The 17,560-nt window shown below is 30.8% G+C and carries 17 protein-coding genes; 6 read left to right on the top strand and 11 right to left on the bottom strand.

What is annotated here, in order from left to right; genetic code table 11:
- Positions 1-8: 8 nt before the first annotated feature.
- The gene (locus DZ67_RS10290) at positions 9-1,826 is read right to left on the bottom strand and encodes a sensor histidine kinase (RefSeq protein ID WP_024791974.1); all 1,818 of its coding nucleotides are present in this window, start codon (positions 1,824-1,826) and stop codon (positions 9-11) included.
- A 105-nt stretch (positions 1,827-1,931) separates the two neighbouring features.
- Here DZ67_RS10290 and rpsO point away from each other — a divergent pair, with 105 nt between their 5' ends.
- Positions 1,932-2,207, top strand: a complete 276-nt coding sequence (rpsO, locus tag DZ67_RS0107855) for a 30S ribosomal protein S15 (protein WP_024788094.1) — start codon at positions 1,932-1,934, stop codon at positions 2,205-2,207.
- 8 nt (positions 2,208-2,215) lie between these two features.
- Here the strand turns inward: rpsO and DZ67_RS0107850 are convergent, their stop codons facing one another.
- Both DZ67_RS0107850 and hisD read right to left on the bottom strand, forming a co-directional pair.
- Positions 2,216-2,635, bottom strand: coding sequence for a hypothetical protein (locus tag DZ67_RS0107850; protein ID WP_024788093.1), 420 nt, complete (start codon positions 2,633-2,635; stop codon positions 2,216-2,218).
- Positions 2,632-3,921 carry a histidinol dehydrogenase gene (gene hisD / locus DZ67_RS0107845; protein WP_024788092.1) on the bottom strand — a complete coding sequence of 430 codons (1,290 nt, stop codon included), beginning with the start codon at positions 3,919-3,921 and terminating at the stop codon, positions 2,632-2,634. The genes DZ67_RS0107850 and hisD overlap by 4 nt, the downstream gene beginning before the upstream one ends.
- A gap of 143 nt (positions 3,922-4,064) precedes the next feature.
- On the opposite strand from hisD, the gene DZ67_RS0107840 reads away from it, so the two are divergent.
- Together DZ67_RS0107840 and DZ67_RS0107835 are read left to right on the top strand one after the other, a co-directional pair.
- Positions 4,065-4,790 (top strand): ABC transporter permease, encoded by a 726-nt coding sequence (locus DZ67_RS0107840; RefSeq protein WP_024788091.1) that lies wholly within the window; start codon positions 4,065-4,067, stop codon positions 4,788-4,790.
- Positions 4,774-5,220 carry a YaiI/YqxD family protein gene (locus DZ67_RS0107835; RefSeq protein WP_024788090.1) on the top strand — a complete coding sequence of 149 codons (447 nt, stop codon included), beginning with the start codon at positions 4,774-4,776 and terminating at the stop codon, positions 5,218-5,220. The genes DZ67_RS0107840 and DZ67_RS0107835 overlap by 17 nt, the downstream gene beginning before the upstream one ends.
- Here DZ67_RS0107835 and gpmA read toward each other — a convergent pair.
- On the bottom strand, positions 5,212-5,901 hold the full coding sequence (gene gpmA, locus DZ67_RS0107830; protein ID WP_024788089.1) for a 2,3-diphosphoglycerate-dependent phosphoglycerate mutase: 690 nt from the start codon (positions 5,899-5,901) through the stop codon (positions 5,212-5,214). The genes DZ67_RS0107835 and gpmA overlap by 9 nt on opposite strands.
- Positions 5,902-5,916: 15 nt before the next feature.
- Positions 5,917-6,399 (bottom strand): hypothetical protein, encoded by a 483-nt coding sequence (locus DZ67_RS0107825; RefSeq protein ID WP_024791973.1) that lies wholly within the window; start codon positions 6,397-6,399, stop codon positions 5,917-5,919.
- 37 nt (positions 6,400-6,436) lie between these two features.
- On the opposite strand from DZ67_RS0107825, the gene surE reads away from it, so the two are divergent.
- From surE to DZ67_RS0107810, 3 genes are read left to right on the top strand one after another with little or no spacing between them, the layout of a single operon-like run.
- Positions 6,437-7,204, top strand: coding sequence for a 5'/3'-nucleotidase SurE (gene surE, locus DZ67_RS0107820; protein ID WP_024788087.1), 768 nt, complete (start codon positions 6,437-6,439; stop codon positions 7,202-7,204).
- 20 nt (positions 7,205-7,224) lie between these two features.
- Entirely contained in the window at positions 7,225-8,472 is a 1,248-nt protein-coding gene (locus DZ67_RS0107815; RefSeq protein ID WP_024788086.1) for a YcaO-like family protein, read from the top strand.
- On the top strand, positions 8,462-9,088 hold the full coding sequence (locus DZ67_RS0107810; RefSeq protein ID WP_024788085.1) for a tRNA threonylcarbamoyladenosine dehydratase: 627 nt from the start codon (positions 8,462-8,464) through the stop codon (positions 9,086-9,088). The genes DZ67_RS0107815 and DZ67_RS0107810 overlap by 11 nt, the downstream gene beginning before the upstream one ends.
- Here DZ67_RS0107810 and DZ67_RS0107805 read toward each other — a convergent pair.
- The 6 genes from DZ67_RS0107805 to DZ67_RS0107780 form a co-directional block, all read right to left on the bottom strand.
- Positions 9,085-10,173: a TRAP transporter substrate-binding protein gene (locus DZ67_RS0107805; protein ID WP_024788084.1), complete on the bottom strand. Its 1,089-nt coding sequence runs from the start codon at positions 10,171-10,173 to the stop codon at positions 9,085-9,087. The two genes, DZ67_RS0107810 and DZ67_RS0107805, sit on opposite strands and share 4 nt — an antisense overlap.
- Before the next feature lie 62 nt (positions 10,174-10,235).
- Complete coding sequence (locus DZ67_RS0107800) at positions 10,236-11,354, bottom strand: calcium:proton antiporter (RefSeq protein WP_024791972.1); 1,119 nt, start codon at positions 11,352-11,354, stop codon at positions 10,236-10,238.
- Position 11,355: 1 nt separating this feature from the next.
- The gene (bioV, locus tag DZ67_RS0107795) at positions 11,356-11,883 is read right to left on the bottom strand and encodes a pimelyl-ACP methyl ester esterase BioV (protein WP_024788082.1); all 528 of its coding nucleotides are present in this window, start codon (positions 11,881-11,883) and stop codon (positions 11,356-11,358) included.
- Positions 11,870-13,258: an AAA family ATPase gene (locus tag DZ67_RS11195; protein ID WP_024788081.1), complete on the bottom strand. Its 1,389-nt coding sequence runs from the start codon at positions 13,256-13,258 to the stop codon at positions 11,870-11,872. Before DZ67_RS11195 ends, bioV begins: the two co-directional genes overlap by 14 nt.
- Entirely contained in the window at positions 13,245-14,465 is a 1,221-nt protein-coding gene (mtaB, locus tag DZ67_RS0107785; RefSeq protein ID WP_024791971.1) for a tRNA (N(6)-L-threonylcarbamoyladenosine(37)-C(2))-methylthiotransferase MtaB, read from the bottom strand. Before mtaB ends, DZ67_RS11195 begins: the two co-directional genes overlap by 14 nt.
- A 1-nt stretch (position 14,466) precedes the next feature.
- Positions 14,467-17,535 carry an efflux RND transporter permease subunit gene (locus DZ67_RS0107780; RefSeq protein WP_024788079.1) on the bottom strand — a complete coding sequence of 1,023 codons (3,069 nt, stop codon included), beginning with the start codon at positions 17,533-17,535 and terminating at the stop codon, positions 14,467-14,469.
- Positions 17,536-17,560: the final 25 nt, after the last annotated feature.

The following is a 17,560-nucleotide window of genomic DNA, read 5'->3' as shown; positions in this document are numbered from 1 at the left end:
TGTTTATATTAAAATGAAATAATATTAATTACTCCTATTTTTGTATTTTTTATCAACAGATTGGCATTAAAATATTTTTCAAGTATGATTTTACTGATATAAAGCCCAAGTCCGCTTCCTTTATCTTTTGTTGTAAAATAAGGTTCAAATATTTTATCCAGCAAATTTTTTTCAATTCCGCCGGCATTGTCCAAAATATATATTTTTTTTAATTTATTTTTTAAAATTATTTCAATTTTTTTATTTTTTTGATTTTTAAAGGCTTCTTTTGAATTGTTTATAATATTTAAAATCACTTGTCTAAACTGGTTTTTATTCCCTTTAATATAAAAATCATCCCCTTTGAATCCAATTATAATTTTTTTTGCATTCAACTGTGCATCCAAAATATCCAAAGTCTCTTTTATGGAAGTTTTTACAGAAAAATTCAGTTCATTTTCATCATTTTTAAAAAATTTTATAAAATTGTCTATGGTATTGGACATAAAATTTATAATTTTTAAATTTTTATCAATAATTTCGCTGTATTTATTTTTATCGCTAATTTCAGGTAAAACCTGTAAATTAATTGCAAGAGCGTTTAAAGGCTGTCTCCATTGATGCGCCACAGCCCCCATCATATCGGACATAGCTGAAAGTTTTGCATGATTAGCCAAAAGTTTGTCTTTTTTTTGAATATCTTCTACAGCTGAATTTATTCTTTTTTGTAATTCAAAATTCAATTTTTCTTTTTCTCTGTTTAATTCTTTTAAAAGAACATTTTTATAAATTAAAATAACAATAACCAAAACCAGATAAAGAAAAAATAAAAGCATTAAAATAATTTCATTTTTGTATTTTTTCCAGAGTGTTTGTGGTTTGTTTACGTAAACGGCATTTTTATAACCCAGATAATACGCATTTACACCGAATTTTTTAAGATTTAAAACATTTAAATACATTTTATTAGCTTTTTCAAAAGTAAAACCAAGATTTTTCATCTGTTTTTTGTTTAAATATTCTTTTACTTTTATTGCGGCTATTTTGCCCTGATTATGGGAATCGTTAACTTTTCCCCCTACAACATTTGAATTTTTTATATTTACCAGAATATCCGTATGTACAACTATAGGCCTTTTATAAACTTTAGAAAGAAGCTGAACGGCTTTTTTATAAGATATATGTCTGTTTTCATAATTGAAACTAAAAGGATTGATTAACATCATAGCCGAATTATTTGAATAATTGTCTTTAAAAAAATACAATAAATGGGTCAACTCTTTTTCATTTATATAAACAAATTTTATATTTTTAAATGTTTTATATGCTTTTTTATACTGTTTCATTACTATTTTGGCGGAATTTGAATTATCCCCCACCACATACAAAGTTTTTAAATTTACAATTTTCGAAGCAAATTGTAAATTTGTCACCGGTTCTTTTTTTTCAAACACCCCTGCAAATCTGTTTTTATCTAAAATTTTTGCCAATTTTAGATTGTTTATCCCTGCAAAAAAAACTTTTGCATTCGAAAACAAGGCCGAATTTATATTTTTTCTTACAAAATTCAAAGCGTTGTCATCGGTAACTATAATAATATCAAAAGGTATTTTTTTATACTTATTGAATATATAATTATAAAAATTTTTTAATCTTTCAGGAGTGGGTCTGAAAAGTTTGGTGTCCATAAATTCCACATAAATATTTAAATTCTGATCATTTAATTCGTTAAGTATACCGTTTAATTCATTCTGAGTCCATTTCAGCTTTGCAGAATAAGAATTCAATATTAATATATTTAAACTAAACAGTATCGAAGTAAATAATAACAGAATTATTTTCTTCATAAACACCTTTTTTTAAAATTTTATCAAAATTTGATTTTTTATATAAAAAAAGATATACTTTCAGTCTTAGTTGAAAAACTAAAATTTACCAATCAGGAGGCTAAAATGGCTTTGGATTCGGCGAAAAAAAGAGAAATTATCGCTAAATTCGGAAATACTGAGACTGATACCGGAAGCCCGGCGGTGCAAATCGCACTTTTGAGCGAAAGAATCAATCAAATTAACGAACATTTACAAGCACACAAACACGACCATTCAAGCAGATTAGGATTACTTAAATTAGTTGGACAGAGAAAAAGACTTATGAGATATTTAAAAAGAAAAGACCATAACAAATATCTCGAAGTGATTTCTGCACTTAATCTTAGAGATAGAGTTTAAACTCTATCTTATTTATTCAAACATTCTTTTTCTAAATCATTCAAACGTTCTTTAAATTCTTTATTCAGTTTTACGGTTTTTGAATGAAAAATATCAAATAAAATTTTGCCTCTGTTTTTATGTGTTAAAACAGATTTAAGAAATTTAACTGCTTTATCAGGAAAGTGTTTTACTTTAAATTCAGAATTAAAATATTCAATTGCAAATACCAAATCTTTAATATTTGATTTTTTGTTTTTAGATATTTTTATTAAATCTTCGATAGTTAATTTTTTATTGTTGTTTTGAATACTTTTATTTTTTGTTAATTTTGCAACTGTTAAAACAAAAATTGTTGTAAAGAAAAAAAAGAAAAAAAGAAAAATTATATAAACAAAAGGAGAATCAGGTAAAAAATTCTCTATAAAATCAAATTTGTCAAAATTCACTTAAGCCTTTCAAGAACAGATTTCTGGTGGGCCGTAAGCCCTTCACTCTTAGCTAAGATAGCACAGTCTTCTCCCATTTTTTTGATAGCTTCTTTGGAAAAAGAGATAATTGAGCTTTTTTTCATAAAAATTTCAACATTTAAAGGAGAATAAAATTTTGCCGTTCCCCCGGTAGGCAAAGTATGATTAGGTCCTGCTATATAATCACCAATCGGTTCAGGAGTATTTTCCCCTAAGAAAATCGCACCCGCATTTTTAATTTTTGGAAGCAGTTCAAACGGATTAGCTGTAACAATTTCAAGATGTTCAGGCGCAATTTCGTTCATAAGTGCAACTGCCTCATCAATATTGCGGGCAATAATAATAGCACCTCTTTCATCAATGGATTTTTTTGCAATTTCTTTTCTTTCAAGCTCATTTAAAAATTCGTAAACTTTTTTTTGTGTATTTTTTGCCAGCTCTTCCGAAACTGTTACCATTATTGAACTTGCCATTTCATCATGTTCGGCCTGGGAAAGTAAATCTATTGCCATGTAATTAGCTTTTGCGGTGTTATCTGCAATAATACCAATTTCACTTGGCCCTGCTATCATGTCTATATTTACTTCCCCGAAAACCAGTTTTTTTGCCGTTGCGACAAAAATATTCCCGGGACCCGTAATTACATCCACTTTCGGAATACTCTCCGTTCCGTAAGCCATAGCAGCAATTGCACTTGCACCACCTACTTTAAAAGCCTTTGGCATACCACAAATATATAAAGCAGCGAGTAAAAGTTCATTTGGTTTATTTTCAATTACGGGCGTGGTGACAACAATTTCTTTTACTCCGGCTACAATTGCGGGAATTACATTCATAAGCAAAGAGCTTGGATAAAAAGCTTTTCCTCCTGGAACATATACACCGGCTCTTTCAACAGGGGTTACTTTTTGCCCTAAAATAGTTCCGTTTTCTTCAAACGTGAGCCATGTTTTAGGGAGCTGTTTTTCGTGATAGGACTTTATTCTATCATACGCAAGATGTAAAGCGCATTTTAATTTTTCATCCAAATTATCATAAGCTTTTTTCATTTCATCTTTTGTTATTTCCAAATCACTGTCTTTATCAGGAGTCCATCTGTCAAATTTTGAAATATGTTCAAATAAGGCTCTGTTTTTTTCAATTTTAACTTCGTTAATAATGTTTTTTACTATTCCTTCAACATTTTCTATGTCCATTTTTCCCCGGTTTAAAATTTCTTCAAATTTAAGCCTGAAATTTGCGGCATTTGTTTTTAATATTTGCATAAGCTGCCTTTTTTTATATAATTGTATCAAAATAATTAGTTTCAAAAAAGAGAAATATAATTTATTTATAAATTAACATAATATTTTTTCTATATATTATAAATTTATAATTATGTGATACAATTTTATTAAAAAGGAAACAATTGAAATTCAATATAGTGGCTTTAAGTTTTATTTTAGTGCTTATCCCTTTGTTTATTTCATACAAAAACAAAATCGGTATTGAAAAAGAACTTTTTATCAATTCTCTAAGAGCACTGCTGCAACTGAGTGTTTTGGGATTCATTTTAGGGTTTTTATTTAAAATTAAAAATCCTCTTTGGTATATACCTATTGTGTTGTTTATGCTCATTTACGCTTCTTTCATAGCAAAAAAGAGAACTCAATTTTTATTCTTACGGGCTTTTTATTCCATTAGTATGTCCGCTGTAATTATTCTAAGTATAATGATAATTTTAAAAATAATTTCTCTTAAACCATATGAATTTATACCTGTTGCAGGAATGATTATAGGCAATTCTCTGAATACCTACACGTTAACCATAGAAAGATTAAAAAGAGAACTGTTTTTGCAAAAAGAGTTAATTGAGAGTTTTATTGCCATCGGTGCAAATTTAAAATCAGCTTATAAAATAATGCAAAAAGAAGCTATAAAAGCGGCTTTGATACCTGTTAACAATATGCTTCAAACCATAGGTGTTGTTGCAATTCCCGGTATTACCACAGGAATGCTTTTGGCCGGTGCATCCCCGCTAAAAGCGGTAAGCTACCAGATAGTGATTATTTATATGCTTGTAAGTATAAATACATTTTCCGCTCTTTTTGGCAGCTATTTTTTTATAAGAGAAAAAAATGAAAATTTTAATTGATGCGGATGCTTTGCCAAAGGCAGTAAAACCCATAATTTACAGAGCGGTAAATAAAAACGAAATAAAAACAATTGTGGTATCCAATAAAAAAATTTCTTTTGAAAAAAGCCCGTTTATCGAATATATTATTGTAAACGAAGGAATAGACAAAGCGGATGATGAAATAGTAAATTTAACTGAAAAAAAAGATTTAGTAATAACTGCCGATATACCCTTGGCTGACAGAATTGTTAAAAAAGGTGCTCTCGCTTTAGGATACAGAGGTGAAATATATGATGAAAATTCTATTCAAAATTTTTTAAGTATCAGAAATTTAATGGCTGAAATTAGACAGAGCGGGGAAATTACAAAAGGGCCAAAACCCTTTAGTAAAAAAGACATTCAAAATTTTGCCAACAGTTTTAGTAAACTTCTTTATAAATTAATCTAAATTATAAACTTTTTTAATATGAAGCTCCTCATCAAATTCATAAACTCTCGGCACTCCTGTAGCTATTTCAAATTTTGGAATATCTTCATCGCTTATGTTGTCAAATTCTTTAACCATCCCTCTTATTGTATTTCCGTGCGCTGTAATCAACACATCTTTGCCTTCCACAAGAAGAGGCGCAACTCTTTCATGAAAAGCCGCCATTGAGCGTATCTGATTATCTTTTAAACATTCTGTGCTTGGAATTAATTCAACAGGAAAATTTTTATATTTCGGATCAAATCTCGGATGTCTCGGGTCATCTTCACTTAAAGGCGGAGGAGGAACATCATAGCTTCTTCTGTAAAGCAGAAATTTTTCTTCTCCAAGCTCTTTTTTAACCTCGTCTTTATTAAGTCCTGTAAGGGCACCGTAAAACCTTTCGTTAAATCTCCAGTCTTTCAAATGGTCAATCCATAGTAAATCTAGTTCTTCTAAAATAATAATTCCTGTTTTAATTGCCCTTTTTAAAAAAGATGAGAAACATATATCAAAAGTAAATCCGGCGTCTTTTAATATCTGACCAGCTTTTTTGGCTTCCTGAATACCTTCCGGAGCCAAATCCACATCCACCCAGCCGGTAAAACGGTTTTGTTTATTCCATTCGCTTTTTCCGTGTCTAACAAGAACTAATTTTGCCATATTCATCCTTTCAGTTTAATTTTGAAATTTTATCAAAAATTTATTGCTTCTTTTAGACCACTCAACCAGCTTAATTATACTGAATTTTAAATCAAATTTTTTTGAAATACCGGGAAAATAAACTTTTTTATCAAAAGCAATAAAATAATTTTCATCAAAATCCGGTTTTATTTTTCTCTGAATTATCAAATAAGGCAAATCATTATCAATTATTCTTGGAATCTTTTTTTCTATACAAACACCTATCTGCTCTCTTAAAAATCCGTTCAATGAATTTAGATAATTCAGCACTATATCAACCCACCCTAATTTTTCACCAATATTATTAAAAATATCAATATCATTAAAACTATTTAACATAATATTTTTACTCCAAACTCCTATGTCATAATTTTGAAGTTTTTTTTTGAATTTTTTAAAATCTTTTTCAATTTCACCAAAAGGCATCTCAAAATTTGATAAAATCCTGATATTAATATCATCTCTTATATATTTCATAACCGGCCTTTTTATAAAATTATACCAAAGGACACAGATGCCAAAAATACTTATTACAAATGACGATTCTTTTGAAGCAAAGGGGCTTAAAGTTTTATATGAAGCTATGAGCGAAATAGGAAAACCTCTTGTTGTAGCACCTGCTTCCCCAAAAAGCGCCTGCTCAAAATCTCTTACAATTACAAAACCTTTAATGTTTAAAAAAGTTAAAGAAAATTTTTATAAACTTGATGACGGAACACCGGACGACTGTGTTTATCTGGCAATAAACGAATTTTTTAAAGACAAAAAACCGGATTTAATTGTTTCCGGAATAAATCACGGGGCAAATATGGGCGAAGATGTAAATTATTCAGGAACTGTTGGAGGAGCAACCGAAGGGGCAATTCACGGAATAAAATCCATTGCCATATCTCAGGTTTTAAAGAGTTTCGATAATCCCCCCAGTGAAATTGACTGGAAAAAAGCAAAAAAAATAGCAAAAGAGATAGCCTTAATGGTTTTAGAAAATAAAATTCCGCTTCCTCACAGAAAACTGTTAAATATAAACATACCGAATACAAAAGAAATAAAAGGATACCGGTTTACAAAACTTGCATACAGAATTTACGGAAACGATGCCCACAAATATCTTAACCCCAGAGGTGAAGAATATTACTGGCTCGGCCTTCATCCCTTAAAATTTAAAGAAGAAAAAGGAAGCGATTTTTGGGCTGTAAAAAACGGCTATGTTTCAATAACCCCCATTACATTGGATATTACCGATTATCAATTATTAGAAAAATTAAAAAACAGTGAAAAATAGTGAGTAGTGAGTGGTGAGTTGTGAGTGGTTATAATAAATTTTTTGAAGAGTTAAATTTAGAATATTATTATGAATTTAAAGAAATAAACAATATTTTTACATGCGAATTAAAACTTAAAAACATACCTTTTACTTCTTTTGGCAAAGGTGAAACATCAGAGAACGCCCTGCTTAGTGCACAGGGTGAAATGGCTGAGCGGCTAATAACCAGAAATTTTTTTGAAGAATATTATATTAACGGTTTATATCCTGATATGAAAGAAGGAAATTTTTTAAATAACGAACTCAATAAATTTTATAAAACAGACACTCTTCAAAAAGAGGAATTAATTGATTTTAACTCTGATTCATTTGAAATACTTTCAATACCTTTTATAAAACGCTCAACCAAAGAAAAAATATATTTTCCAGTTAACCTGCTTCAAAATTTATACGCAAGCAACGGAATGGCGGCACATTTTGATATTATTAAGGCTTATAAAAACGCCAAGGCGGAAATAATAGAAAGATTTGTAAAATTCGAAGTTATAAAATATGCCCTGCCCCTGCCAAAAATAGACCATCCTTTTAATTCAAAAAATATTCAGATATACAATGCTTCTCTTGAGGGAAAATATCCCGTAATGGCCGCAAGCTATATTAAAGATGATAATATTATTTTAGCTTTTGGCTGCGATATTGACCAGCAAAAAGCGATAAAAAAAGCCTATTTGGAACTTCTTCAGACAGGACTTAACAGATTTGGTAAAATAATCGATGATATTGAAGAGGTTAGAGATAGATTTAATTTAATTAACCATTTTATAGATTTAAGCGGCAATGTACATAAAAATTTTTTAAAAAAGCCGCTTTTTAAAAAGGGAAAATGGAATTTTAAACATTATGATGTGTTTCAAAAAGAAGAATATTTCAAAGTCTATAAGTGCTGCGGTGTTTTTGCAATTCATTTAATCATTCCTTCCATCAGCGAAATATATCCGGTTGTTGATTTAATATACAATAATATAAATTATCCAAAATTTTTTAGAGATAAAACATTAAATTATCAAAATTATGAAAAAAAAGAGATTGAGGAATTAACCCGGGAAATATCTGATTTATACCCTTTTACCCAGATAGATTCATTAATCGGAGTGATTGCAAAAGAGCCTTTATTTATTGAGAAATTTAAAAAAATTATAAATAACAGCGGTAAAATAGAATTTTCAAAAAAATATATAAATATTTTAAATTTAGCACAAAAATTAAAGGAGTTAAATGAAATTTGACAGATGCAAAAAACTTTTTTCAAAATTTCACAAACTTCAAAATTTAAATATATTAATTTGCGGAGCCGGGGGTGTGGGAGGGTATGCGCTTGAGTGCCTCTACCGCTCCGGTGTAAAAAATATAACCGTTGTCGATTATGACATATTTGATATTACAAATCAAAACAGACAAATCGGAAGCGAGTTTGTAGGAAGAAAAAAAGTTGAAGTTTTAAAAAGATTATATCCCGGAATTAGAACAATTGATTTAAAACTGACCCCGGAAAATATCAAAGAAATGGATTTAAATGAATATGACACGGTTATTGATGCAATTGATGATTTAAAAGCAAAAATTTCCCTTATAAAAAAAGCATACCCAAAAATTATCTCTTCAATGGGAGCGGCAAAAAGAATAGACCCTACAAAAATAAGAATAGATTCAATATGGAAAACACACACAGACCCTTTTGCCAAAAAAGTAAGGGATTTTTTAAAAAAAGAAAAATTTAAAGGTGATTTTAAAGCTGTTTATTCAACCGAAAAACCGATAAACTGTGAGATGGGAAGTTTTGTAGGAGTTACAGGGGCATTTGGATTTGCCCTCTGCAGCGAAGTTTTAAAAGATTTTGTTTAATCTACTATTGTTCCTTTGTCCCTTATATCAAGATACCATTTTGGAAGTGTATCTGTCCATTTTCTGATTTTAGGGAAGAATGATTTAACGTTTTCATAAACTTTTGCAAAATCTTTGGATTTATTGGAATATTCGTTAAGAATTTCAATAATAGCTTTTTTTGCTGCTTCATTAACATCATCAGGGAAATTACCAAGTTTAACATCATATTTTCCGCTGATAATATCCTGAAGCTTAAGAGCATTTTGATATTGAAACTCGGAGAAAATTCTTGCATGCATTTCTCTTGTTGCAGCTTCAATAATTGCCTGATGTTCTTTTGGAAGTCTTTCATATTTTTTCTTATTAAATGTCATTTCAAGAATACTTCCAGGCTCATGCCATCCTGTATAATAATATCTAGCAACTTTTTGGAATCCCATAATTGTATCAAGGCTTGGCCCCACCCATTCTGTCGCATCAATAACACCTCTTTCAAGTGCGGTATAAATTTCACCTCCAGGGATATTTACAGGTTTGACTCCAAGTCTTGCCATTACTTCTCCTCCAAGACCGGGAATTCTCATTTTAAGGCCTTTCATATCGGCCAAAGATTTAATAGGTTTTCTAAACCATCCTCCCATTTGATTTCCAGTATTTCCGCCTTTGAAAGGCATTAAATTATATCTTGCATATAATTCTCTCCATAAATCCATTCCTCCTGCAAAATCAAACCAAGGTTCAAGTTCATCGGCAACCATTCCAAAAGGGAAAGAACTAAACAAAGCAAACGCCATATTTTTACCCTTCCAGTAATAAGGCCCTGAATGAAAGCCGTCAATCAAACCTTTTGAACAGGCATCAAATACTCCAAGAGCCGGTACTAATTCATTTGCTCCATATATATGAATTTTCAAACTTCCACCGCTTAACTCATCCACTCTTTTTGCAAACCATAAAGCACCCTCACCCATGATAGGAAGTGTTTTTGGCCATGAAAGACAAACTTTAAGTCTTGTTACACTTTTTGCATACAAATTGGTTGTAAATGCAGCACTTGCAGCTACACCTACACCGGTAGCTTTTAAAAATTTTCTTCTGTTCATACATTCTCCTTTTTAGTTTTTACAATTAATTTTAGCACAAAAGAGAAAAGAAGTTTAAAAAATTAATAAAAAATAGCCATAATTGCGTAACTTAGAAACAGCATTAAGTGAGATAGCCCTTCTAAATAATTGGTTTCACCGTTTTCGGTTGTTTTCCATACAAGTAAAATTGTAATCATTAACGCTCCGACCTGCAAAGGGGTAAAATCCAAAGTAAATTTTATTCCGAAAATCAAAGATAAAAAAATAAGTATCGGAACGGTTAAAAGTATAGAAACGGTGCTTGCTCCCATTGCAATATTTACAACCCTTTGCATTTCATCATTTTTCGCAGCCCTAATTGCGGTGAAAAGTTCGGGAGCCGCTGTTACAAAAGCTATCAAAATACCCACAAACCCTGCCGTTAAGCCCATATTTTTAAATACCCTCACGCCTTCGTTTGCAAAAATTTCAGACAAAAATCCTATTAAAATCAATAAAAAAAGTAAAAAAATCACATTGAACAAAGAACTTTTTTTATCAAAAAAATAATTTTCGTCATCTTCTTCTTTTTGATATCTTTTAACCCTGCTTCGTTTTTTAAATTTAAAAAAATGCACGTGTGTATCTGTTTGGAATTTAAATATAAACAGATAATAAACAAACAAAAGTAAGGCAATTATTATACTTGCGTTATGTAGCGCTTCTTTGGTTGAATGAAGAGAAATTGCGCTCGGCACAAGAAGCATCGCCACCGCTACAAAAAGAACAGTTGTATAACTGGCCGATGTATCTTCATTATGGACCTGTTCTTTAAAATTAAGCCCCCCTACAAAAACGGCAAGTCCCAGAAGTGCATTCAAATCAACAATTACTGTGGCGGCAATACCGTTTTTTACCGTTTCCATAACATCCGGATGAACTTTTGCTTCCAACACCACCATAAAAAGAATTAAAATTTCTACCAGCACGGCTGAAAATGTCAAAACCAGACTTCCGTAAGGTTCCCCAAACCTTTCAGCCAAAATTTCGGCTATTTCGGAGATTGTAACGGCAAGCGAACCGATACCTATTGCGGCAAAAACAGCTGCTAAAACACTTAAATGTTCAAAATGAAAAATAATGGCAAAAAAGAAAGAAACAAACCCTATGACTATATCCCAATACTCTTTAACAACATGCGACTTGGGCTCAGTATCCAATTTAACTCCTTAAAAAATGATTTGATTTTTTTATTAAATAAACTTCACCGTAATTTTTAAAAAATTTATAAGCTTTTTTTAAAGAAATAATTTTATCATATTCTCCTAAAAACACTTCTATTTTTATATTTTTAACTTTTCTTATTTTTTCCCAATCAAAAGTAAAAAGCCCTAACAATTCTTTTTCCGTGCAACTATAATCAATTTCAATATCCTCTAAATCAATTTTCCACTTTCCATTTTCCTTTATCCATTGATTAATGCCTGCTTTAGTCAAAAAATTTTTAATATAATCAATCTTACTTTTTTTAAATGCATTTATATTTAACTCTATAAATTTTTCACTCACATCAAAAAATGCGGGGGAGAGTAGCTGCAGTTTATCTATTCTTTCACTGCATTCAAGTGCATATTCAAGAGCCTTACAAGTACCTTTGCTGAATCCCGCAACAATAAACTCTTTTTCTTCCAAATAATCTTTAAAAAATTTTTTTTCGTTTTTTAAACAAAACCCGTTAAAATATTTCATTTTTGTTTTTAATTACATCTTCTTTATGAATAATTTCATTTTTTAATAAAATATTATAAACTTTTTCTATTAATAATTCATTGGATTTATATAAATTCTTAACTTCATCTTCACAATATTTAAGCACTTTTGCAACTTCACTCTCATCCCCCACAATATCATCTCCCATAGCATAATCTTTTATCATTTTAACCGCCAGCTCTTTTGCTTTTCTCAAATCCATATGTGCGTTTGAAAATTTTTCATTATACTTCTCTTCCACAGCCACGCGCCCGGCTAAATAAACCATTATTTTATTCATAATCTCCGTTTTTGAAATTATCTCCTTGTCTTCTTCTTTGAAATCATCTTTTACAAGCGAAATTCTCTCAAATTCAACACTTTTTTTACCTATTAAAACCTTATCTTTCACAGCATAAAAATCTTCTTCTTCTATATATTTTTTACCATGTTTAAGTGCATAAATACTTGCTTCATTAACCAGACTTGCAAGTGCCGCCCCAGAAAATCCCACCGTCATTTTGGCAATGTTTTCCAAATTTCCCTTAAAAGGCCTGCCTCTTAAATGAACTTTAAGTATTTCCATTCTGTCGTTAAGCCCAGGAAGCTCCACAAATACCCGCCTGTCAAATCTTCCGGGTCTCATAAGGGCTTCATCAAGTAGTTCCACTTTATTAGTTGCACCTATTACTATAACTCCTTCGCTCCCTTCAAACCCGTCCATTTCGGTTAAAAGCTGATTCAATGTGGCTTCTCTTTCATCATTTCTAAGAGTACCCCTTGCTTTTCCAATAGCGTCAATTTCATCGATAAAAATAATACTTGGCGCATTTGCTTTTGCACGAGAAAACAGATCTCTTACCCGTTTTGCACCAACACCCACATACATTTGAACAAAACCGCTTCCGCTTTGATAAAAAAACGGAACACCCGCTTCCCCGGCAAGGGCCTTGGCTATCAATGTCTTACCCACACCCGGAGGACCCACCAGTAAAACACCTTTTGGGAGATTTATTCCAAAAGATTTATATTTTTCAGGATTTTTTAAAAAATCTACAATCTCAACAAGCTCTTCTTTAACTTCGCTTATACCAGCAACATCTTTAAAAGTAACATTGGAAATAGTAGGTTTTATTACAAAATCTTTTTCTATTCCCGTATTCATTTCAACCTGAACCTGCTGGGGATTTTGCTGGGAAACAGATTTTTTTAAAAGCAAAATAAACAGAATAAAAAAAGCAAGCACTATAACCACCGCTACAATCTGGGTTAACAGCTCTTCATAATTTCCTTTAAACATATAAGCCACCACAAGGGCAAATAAAACGCCAAAAAGAATAGAAACAATTATCTGATTTTTTTTAGATTTTTGCATAATTAACTTCCTTAACCTCATAATCTTTTACCCTCACCCATTCTCCTTTTAAAAATTTATCACTTTTTATTAGCATTTTATTATAATATTCATCAAATCCTTGATAAAAGCCGTTTTTTTTCTCTTCTATATGAACGAAAAGTTCATTTTTTCTTTTTCTGAAATTATAATTTGTTTTCTGAACAAAATCATGCAGAATTTTGGCTCTTTTTTTGGTTATATCACCTCTTAGCTGCTGTTTCATTGCTGCACTTATTGTACCATCTCTTGGAGTAAATCTGAAAACATGGAGATGAGTCAACGGATATTTTTTAAAATTATTAAACGCTTCTTCCCATATTTTTTCACTTTCACCCGGATGACCCACTATAATATCGGTTCCCAGTGCAAAACCGTAAGTGGCCAGTTTTTCAAAAAGAGGCAGTGTATTGGAAACTCTGTTTCTTCTTTTCATAATTCTAAGCATTGTGTCACTTGTATGCTGCAGGGCTATATGAAAATGCTTTTCAAGTATCGAATCACTGGCTATCTCAATTAATTCCTCATCTATTTGAGTCGGTTCAAGAGAGCCTATCCTAATTCTTTTAATCCGTCCTATTTTTAAAATTTTTTTTATAAGTTTGGCTAAAGAAGAACCGGTATCTTTTCCGTAACTTCCCATATTTATTCCGGTTAAAACAATTTCGTTTATTCCTGTTTGTGATAAATATTTAATCTGCTCTATTATTGTTTTTTCATCCAAACTTCTTGAATGCCCCCTGACTTTGGGCAAAATACAGTAAGCACATTCAAAATCGCATCCCTCCTGAATCTTTACAAAAGCTTTTGTAGTTGAAATATCGGTAATTATTTTTTTATTTACAAAATCAAAGTCCCCTAATTCAATACCTTCAAAATTTAAATATTTATCAATTTCCTCTTTATATTTATGCCCCAAAACAGCATTTATTTTTTTTTCTTTAAATAATTTTTCACCCTGGGTATAGGCTCCGCATCCTGTAAAAACAATTTTTTTATTTTGCCATTTGTTAATATAACTTCTTACGTCCCTGTCGGCAAAATTGGTAACTGTGCAGGAATTTATTATTATTAAATCGGCTTTTTCTTCATTATCAGCGATTACATGACTTTTTTTCAAAATATTTTTCATAAGCTCCGAATCATATATATTGCTTCTGCATCCAAAAGTTTTAATAAAAATATTCAAATCACTCCTTTAATTTTCTTTTTCTTAAAACATAATAAAATACCGGCAGATAAAATAAATTCAATACGGTTCCCCACATAATACCAAAGCCCAGGGCAATTGCCAGAGGCTGAAGTATTTGGGCTTGTCCGTAAGGAAAAAACATAAGTGTTGCAAGACCAAAAAATGTAGTAAGACTTGTAAGCAGAATCGGTCTTAACCTGAAAGATGCCAATGTTAAAATATCTTCAAGACTTTTTGCATTTTTAATAAAATCTATCATTACAATCCCGTCATTTACAACCACACCTGAAAGTCCGACTATGCCTATCATTCCAAGCATTGTAAGATTCATATCCATTATCATATCCCCAAACACCACCCCCAGAAATGAAAGAGGAATAACGGAAATAATCACAAACGGCAAAAACAGAGAATTAAACATCAAAACCAAAATTAAAAATATTAAAAGTAAAGCCACAACCAGTGATTCTTTAATATTTTGCATAAATTCCCTGCTTTTTTTTGCAGCCCCTCCTATTAATACTGTTAATCCCTGCTTTTTAAATTTATTTAAAAGAGGATTTGTTTTTTTATAAAAATCTTTAACAGTTATTATTTTTTTATTAAGCGTTGCATATACCGTTTTGGCAGGAATACCGTCATATTTATGGATTTTTTTGAAATTTTTTATTATATTGAAATCGGCGATTTTATTCAGTTGAATATATTTATCCGTATTTGGAATGTTTACTCTGAAATTTTCAAGAAACGCTAAAGAATCTTTATTTTTATCATAAAATTTTAGCCTCACAATTCCGTCTTTATTAAATGTTTTGTCATACTCGGCTTTTGCAAAAAAAGGTCTGATCTCTTGAAAAATATTTCTTTCGTTAAATCCCAGTTTCTCACCATATTCATTTAGATTTATTTTAATCTCGCTTGCACCCATCTGCGCATCGTCATAAATATTATATACCCCTTTTATTTTTTTCATTTCATTTTCAAGTAATTTAATGGCTTTTAATACTTTTTTATTATCCCCGCCGAGACTAATTACTATATCGCTTTTTACAATTCCGGCCTGAGGCACTATTACATTTAATTCTTTCAGCCCTTTTATTTTTAACTTTGATAAATCTTTTTTTATTTTAAATGCCAGAGCCTTTGCACTTAGCTCTCTTGTTTCTCCGGTAACTTTTACAGGTTCAAAAAGGGGGGCAATATATTTGTTATAAAAATCATGAGGTACCCTGTCTTTTAAATCTACAAATATCTGAAAATAATTTTCCCCTCTGTTTGCCTCTCCTTTATTATTCATCTGCATTCCCACTGCGGTGGTAAAGCCTTCCACATTTGGACCTAAATATTTTTTTAAAACATTTTCAACGGGGGTGAGCGCTTTGGCACTCTGCTCGATTGTAAAATTATTATCAAATTTACCGTTTACATAAAGCTGAGACGTGTCAAAATCAGGAAACAGCTGAAATTTTGAATGTTTAAAGCCTTCAAAAGTTAAAAAAGGGATTACAAGTAAAAAAAACATTAATGTTATATATCTGAATTTAAAAAAACAGTTCAACATTTTCTTATAAACCGATGAAAATTTTTCCCATAAAATTTCTTTTTTATTTTTTGTAACTTTAAGTATTTCTTTTGAATGAAGAGGCAAAAAAACATAAGCTTCAAAAAGAGAAGAAAGTATTAAAACCGTAATCATTATAGGCAAAATTTTCATAAATTTACCTATTTCACCCTGAATCATCAGCATAGGTAAAAACGCCAAAATAGTAGTGGTTGAAGAGGCCATAACGGGCCAAAAAACTTCACTCGCCCCGTCTATCGCAGCGCTTATTTTATCTTTTCCCTGTCCCATATGCCTGTAAATATTTTCACCAACCACTATCGCTTCATCCACAATCATACCAAGTGCTATAAGCATACCAAGCATTGAAAGAAGATTAAGAGAATAATGAAAATAATAAAGTGCTATTAAGGCAATGGCAAAAGAAGTAGGTATCCCAAGTGTAACAATAAAAGAAATTCTTGCATTTAAAAAAATCCACATTACAAAAAACACTAAAATAAGCCCGAAAACAATATTGCTTACAACCGTATTAAACCTGTTTCTGACCCATTTGCTTGTATCTGTGGAAATTCCGAATACGACATCGGGATGGGATTTATGATAATTTTTAAGAATTTTTCTTATTTTTTCACTAAGAGCTATGGAATCGCCGTTTTCGCCTTTTCTTACATCGATTGTTATATTCGGTATTCCGTCATATTTACCTATCTGATCAGGCGTGTCATATTCCATTTTAATATCGGCAATATCTTTAAGTCTTATTTTTTTATTGCCTGTTTGAATATAAGTGTTTTTTAATTTTTCAACATTAACATTTGCCATAGTGATAAAAAAATGATTTCTGCCTTCTATATAACCGGCAGGAAAAATAGTCGAAAGGGAAGATATGACATTTGCCAATAATGATTTATTTATACCGAGTGTTTCTATTTTCTTTGAGTCAAAAGATATATAAATATTTTTATCGCTTTTTCCCCTTATATCAACCTTAGTTAAATCTTTCAGTTTCAAAAGCTTTTTTTTAATTTCATCGGCAACATCCAAAAGCTGGTCTTTGTTTAATTTATTACTTGCAACAGAAATAAACATCAAGGGGAAAGCTTTTTTTGCTATGCTGACAGAAGGCGTATCCATATCGCTTGGCAAATCTTTTTTGAGATTGGAAACAACACTTTGAAATTCGCTTAATAATTCATTTTTATTTACGCCTTCTTTTAAATTAGCGGTAATTACAAAATTTCCGTTAGTTATAACACTTTCAATGGAATCGACTTCTGAAAAAGATTTTATTTTATCTTCAATTTCATCCACGGCCATTTTATTGAGAGTTTCCGGAGATGCCCCTGGGTAACCTCCGGTAATTAATATTTTATCAAGTTCGGATGGCGGAAACAATTCTTTTGGAACATGTTTGTAAGAGAGAAAAGCCGTAATTATAATTATAAAAAACAGTGTATGGGTAAAAGCGGCATTTTTTATAAAAAATCCTATAAATTTTTTCATTAAACCTCTTTTTTATGGGTATTTT

It is taken from the genome of Lebetimonas sp. JS138, from assembly GCF_000523335.1.
Classification (GTDB): Bacteria; Campylobacterota; Campylobacteria; order Campylobacterales; family Nautiliaceae; genus Lebetimonas.
Note: the sequence above shows the minus strand (reverse complement) of the source record. Positions and strands in the feature narration are given on the sequence as shown.

Coding starts and splice junctions, on each gene's coding strand:
- bioV (WP_024788082.1), bottom strand. CDS start 11,883: ATGAAATATTTTAACGGGTTTTGTTTAAAAAACGAAAAAAAATTTTTT.
- DZ67_RS0107805 (WP_024788084.1), bottom strand. CDS start 10,173: ATGAACAGAAGAAAATTTTTAAAAGCTACCGGTGTAGGTGTAGCTGCA.
- surE (WP_024788087.1), top strand. CDS start 6,437: ATGCCAAAAATACTTATTACAAATGACGATTCTTTTGAAGCAAAGGGG.
- DZ67_RS11195 (WP_024788081.1), bottom strand. CDS start 13,258: ATGCAAAAATCTAAAAAAAATCAGATAATTGTTTCTATTCTTTTTGGC.
- DZ67_RS0107780 (WP_024788079.1), bottom strand. CDS start 17,535: ATGAAAAAATTTATAGGATTTTTTATAAAAAATGCCGCTTTTACCCAT.
- DZ67_RS10290 (WP_024791974.1), bottom strand. CDS start 1,826: ATGAAGAAAATAATTCTGTTATTATTTACTTCGATACTGTTTAGTTTA.
- DZ67_RS0107810 (WP_024788085.1), top strand. CDS start 8,462: ATGAAATTTGACAGATGCAAAAAACTTTTTTCAAAATTTCACAAACTT.
- hisD (WP_024788092.1), bottom strand. CDS start 3,921: ATGCAAATATTAAAAACAAATGCCGCAAATTTCAGGCTTAAATTTGAA.
- DZ67_RS0107835 (WP_024788090.1), top strand. CDS start 4,774: ATGAAAATTTTAATTGATGCGGATGCTTTGCCAAAGGCAGTAAAACCC.
- DZ67_RS0107825 (WP_024791973.1), bottom strand. CDS start 6,399: ATGAAATATATAAGAGATGATATTAATATCAGGATTTTATCAAATTTT.
- rpsO (WP_024788094.1), top strand. CDS start 1,932: ATGGCTTTGGATTCGGCGAAAAAAAGAGAAATTATCGCTAAATTCGGA.
- gpmA (WP_024788089.1), bottom strand. CDS start 5,901: ATGGCAAAATTAGTTCTTGTTAGACACGGAAAAAGCGAATGGAATAAA.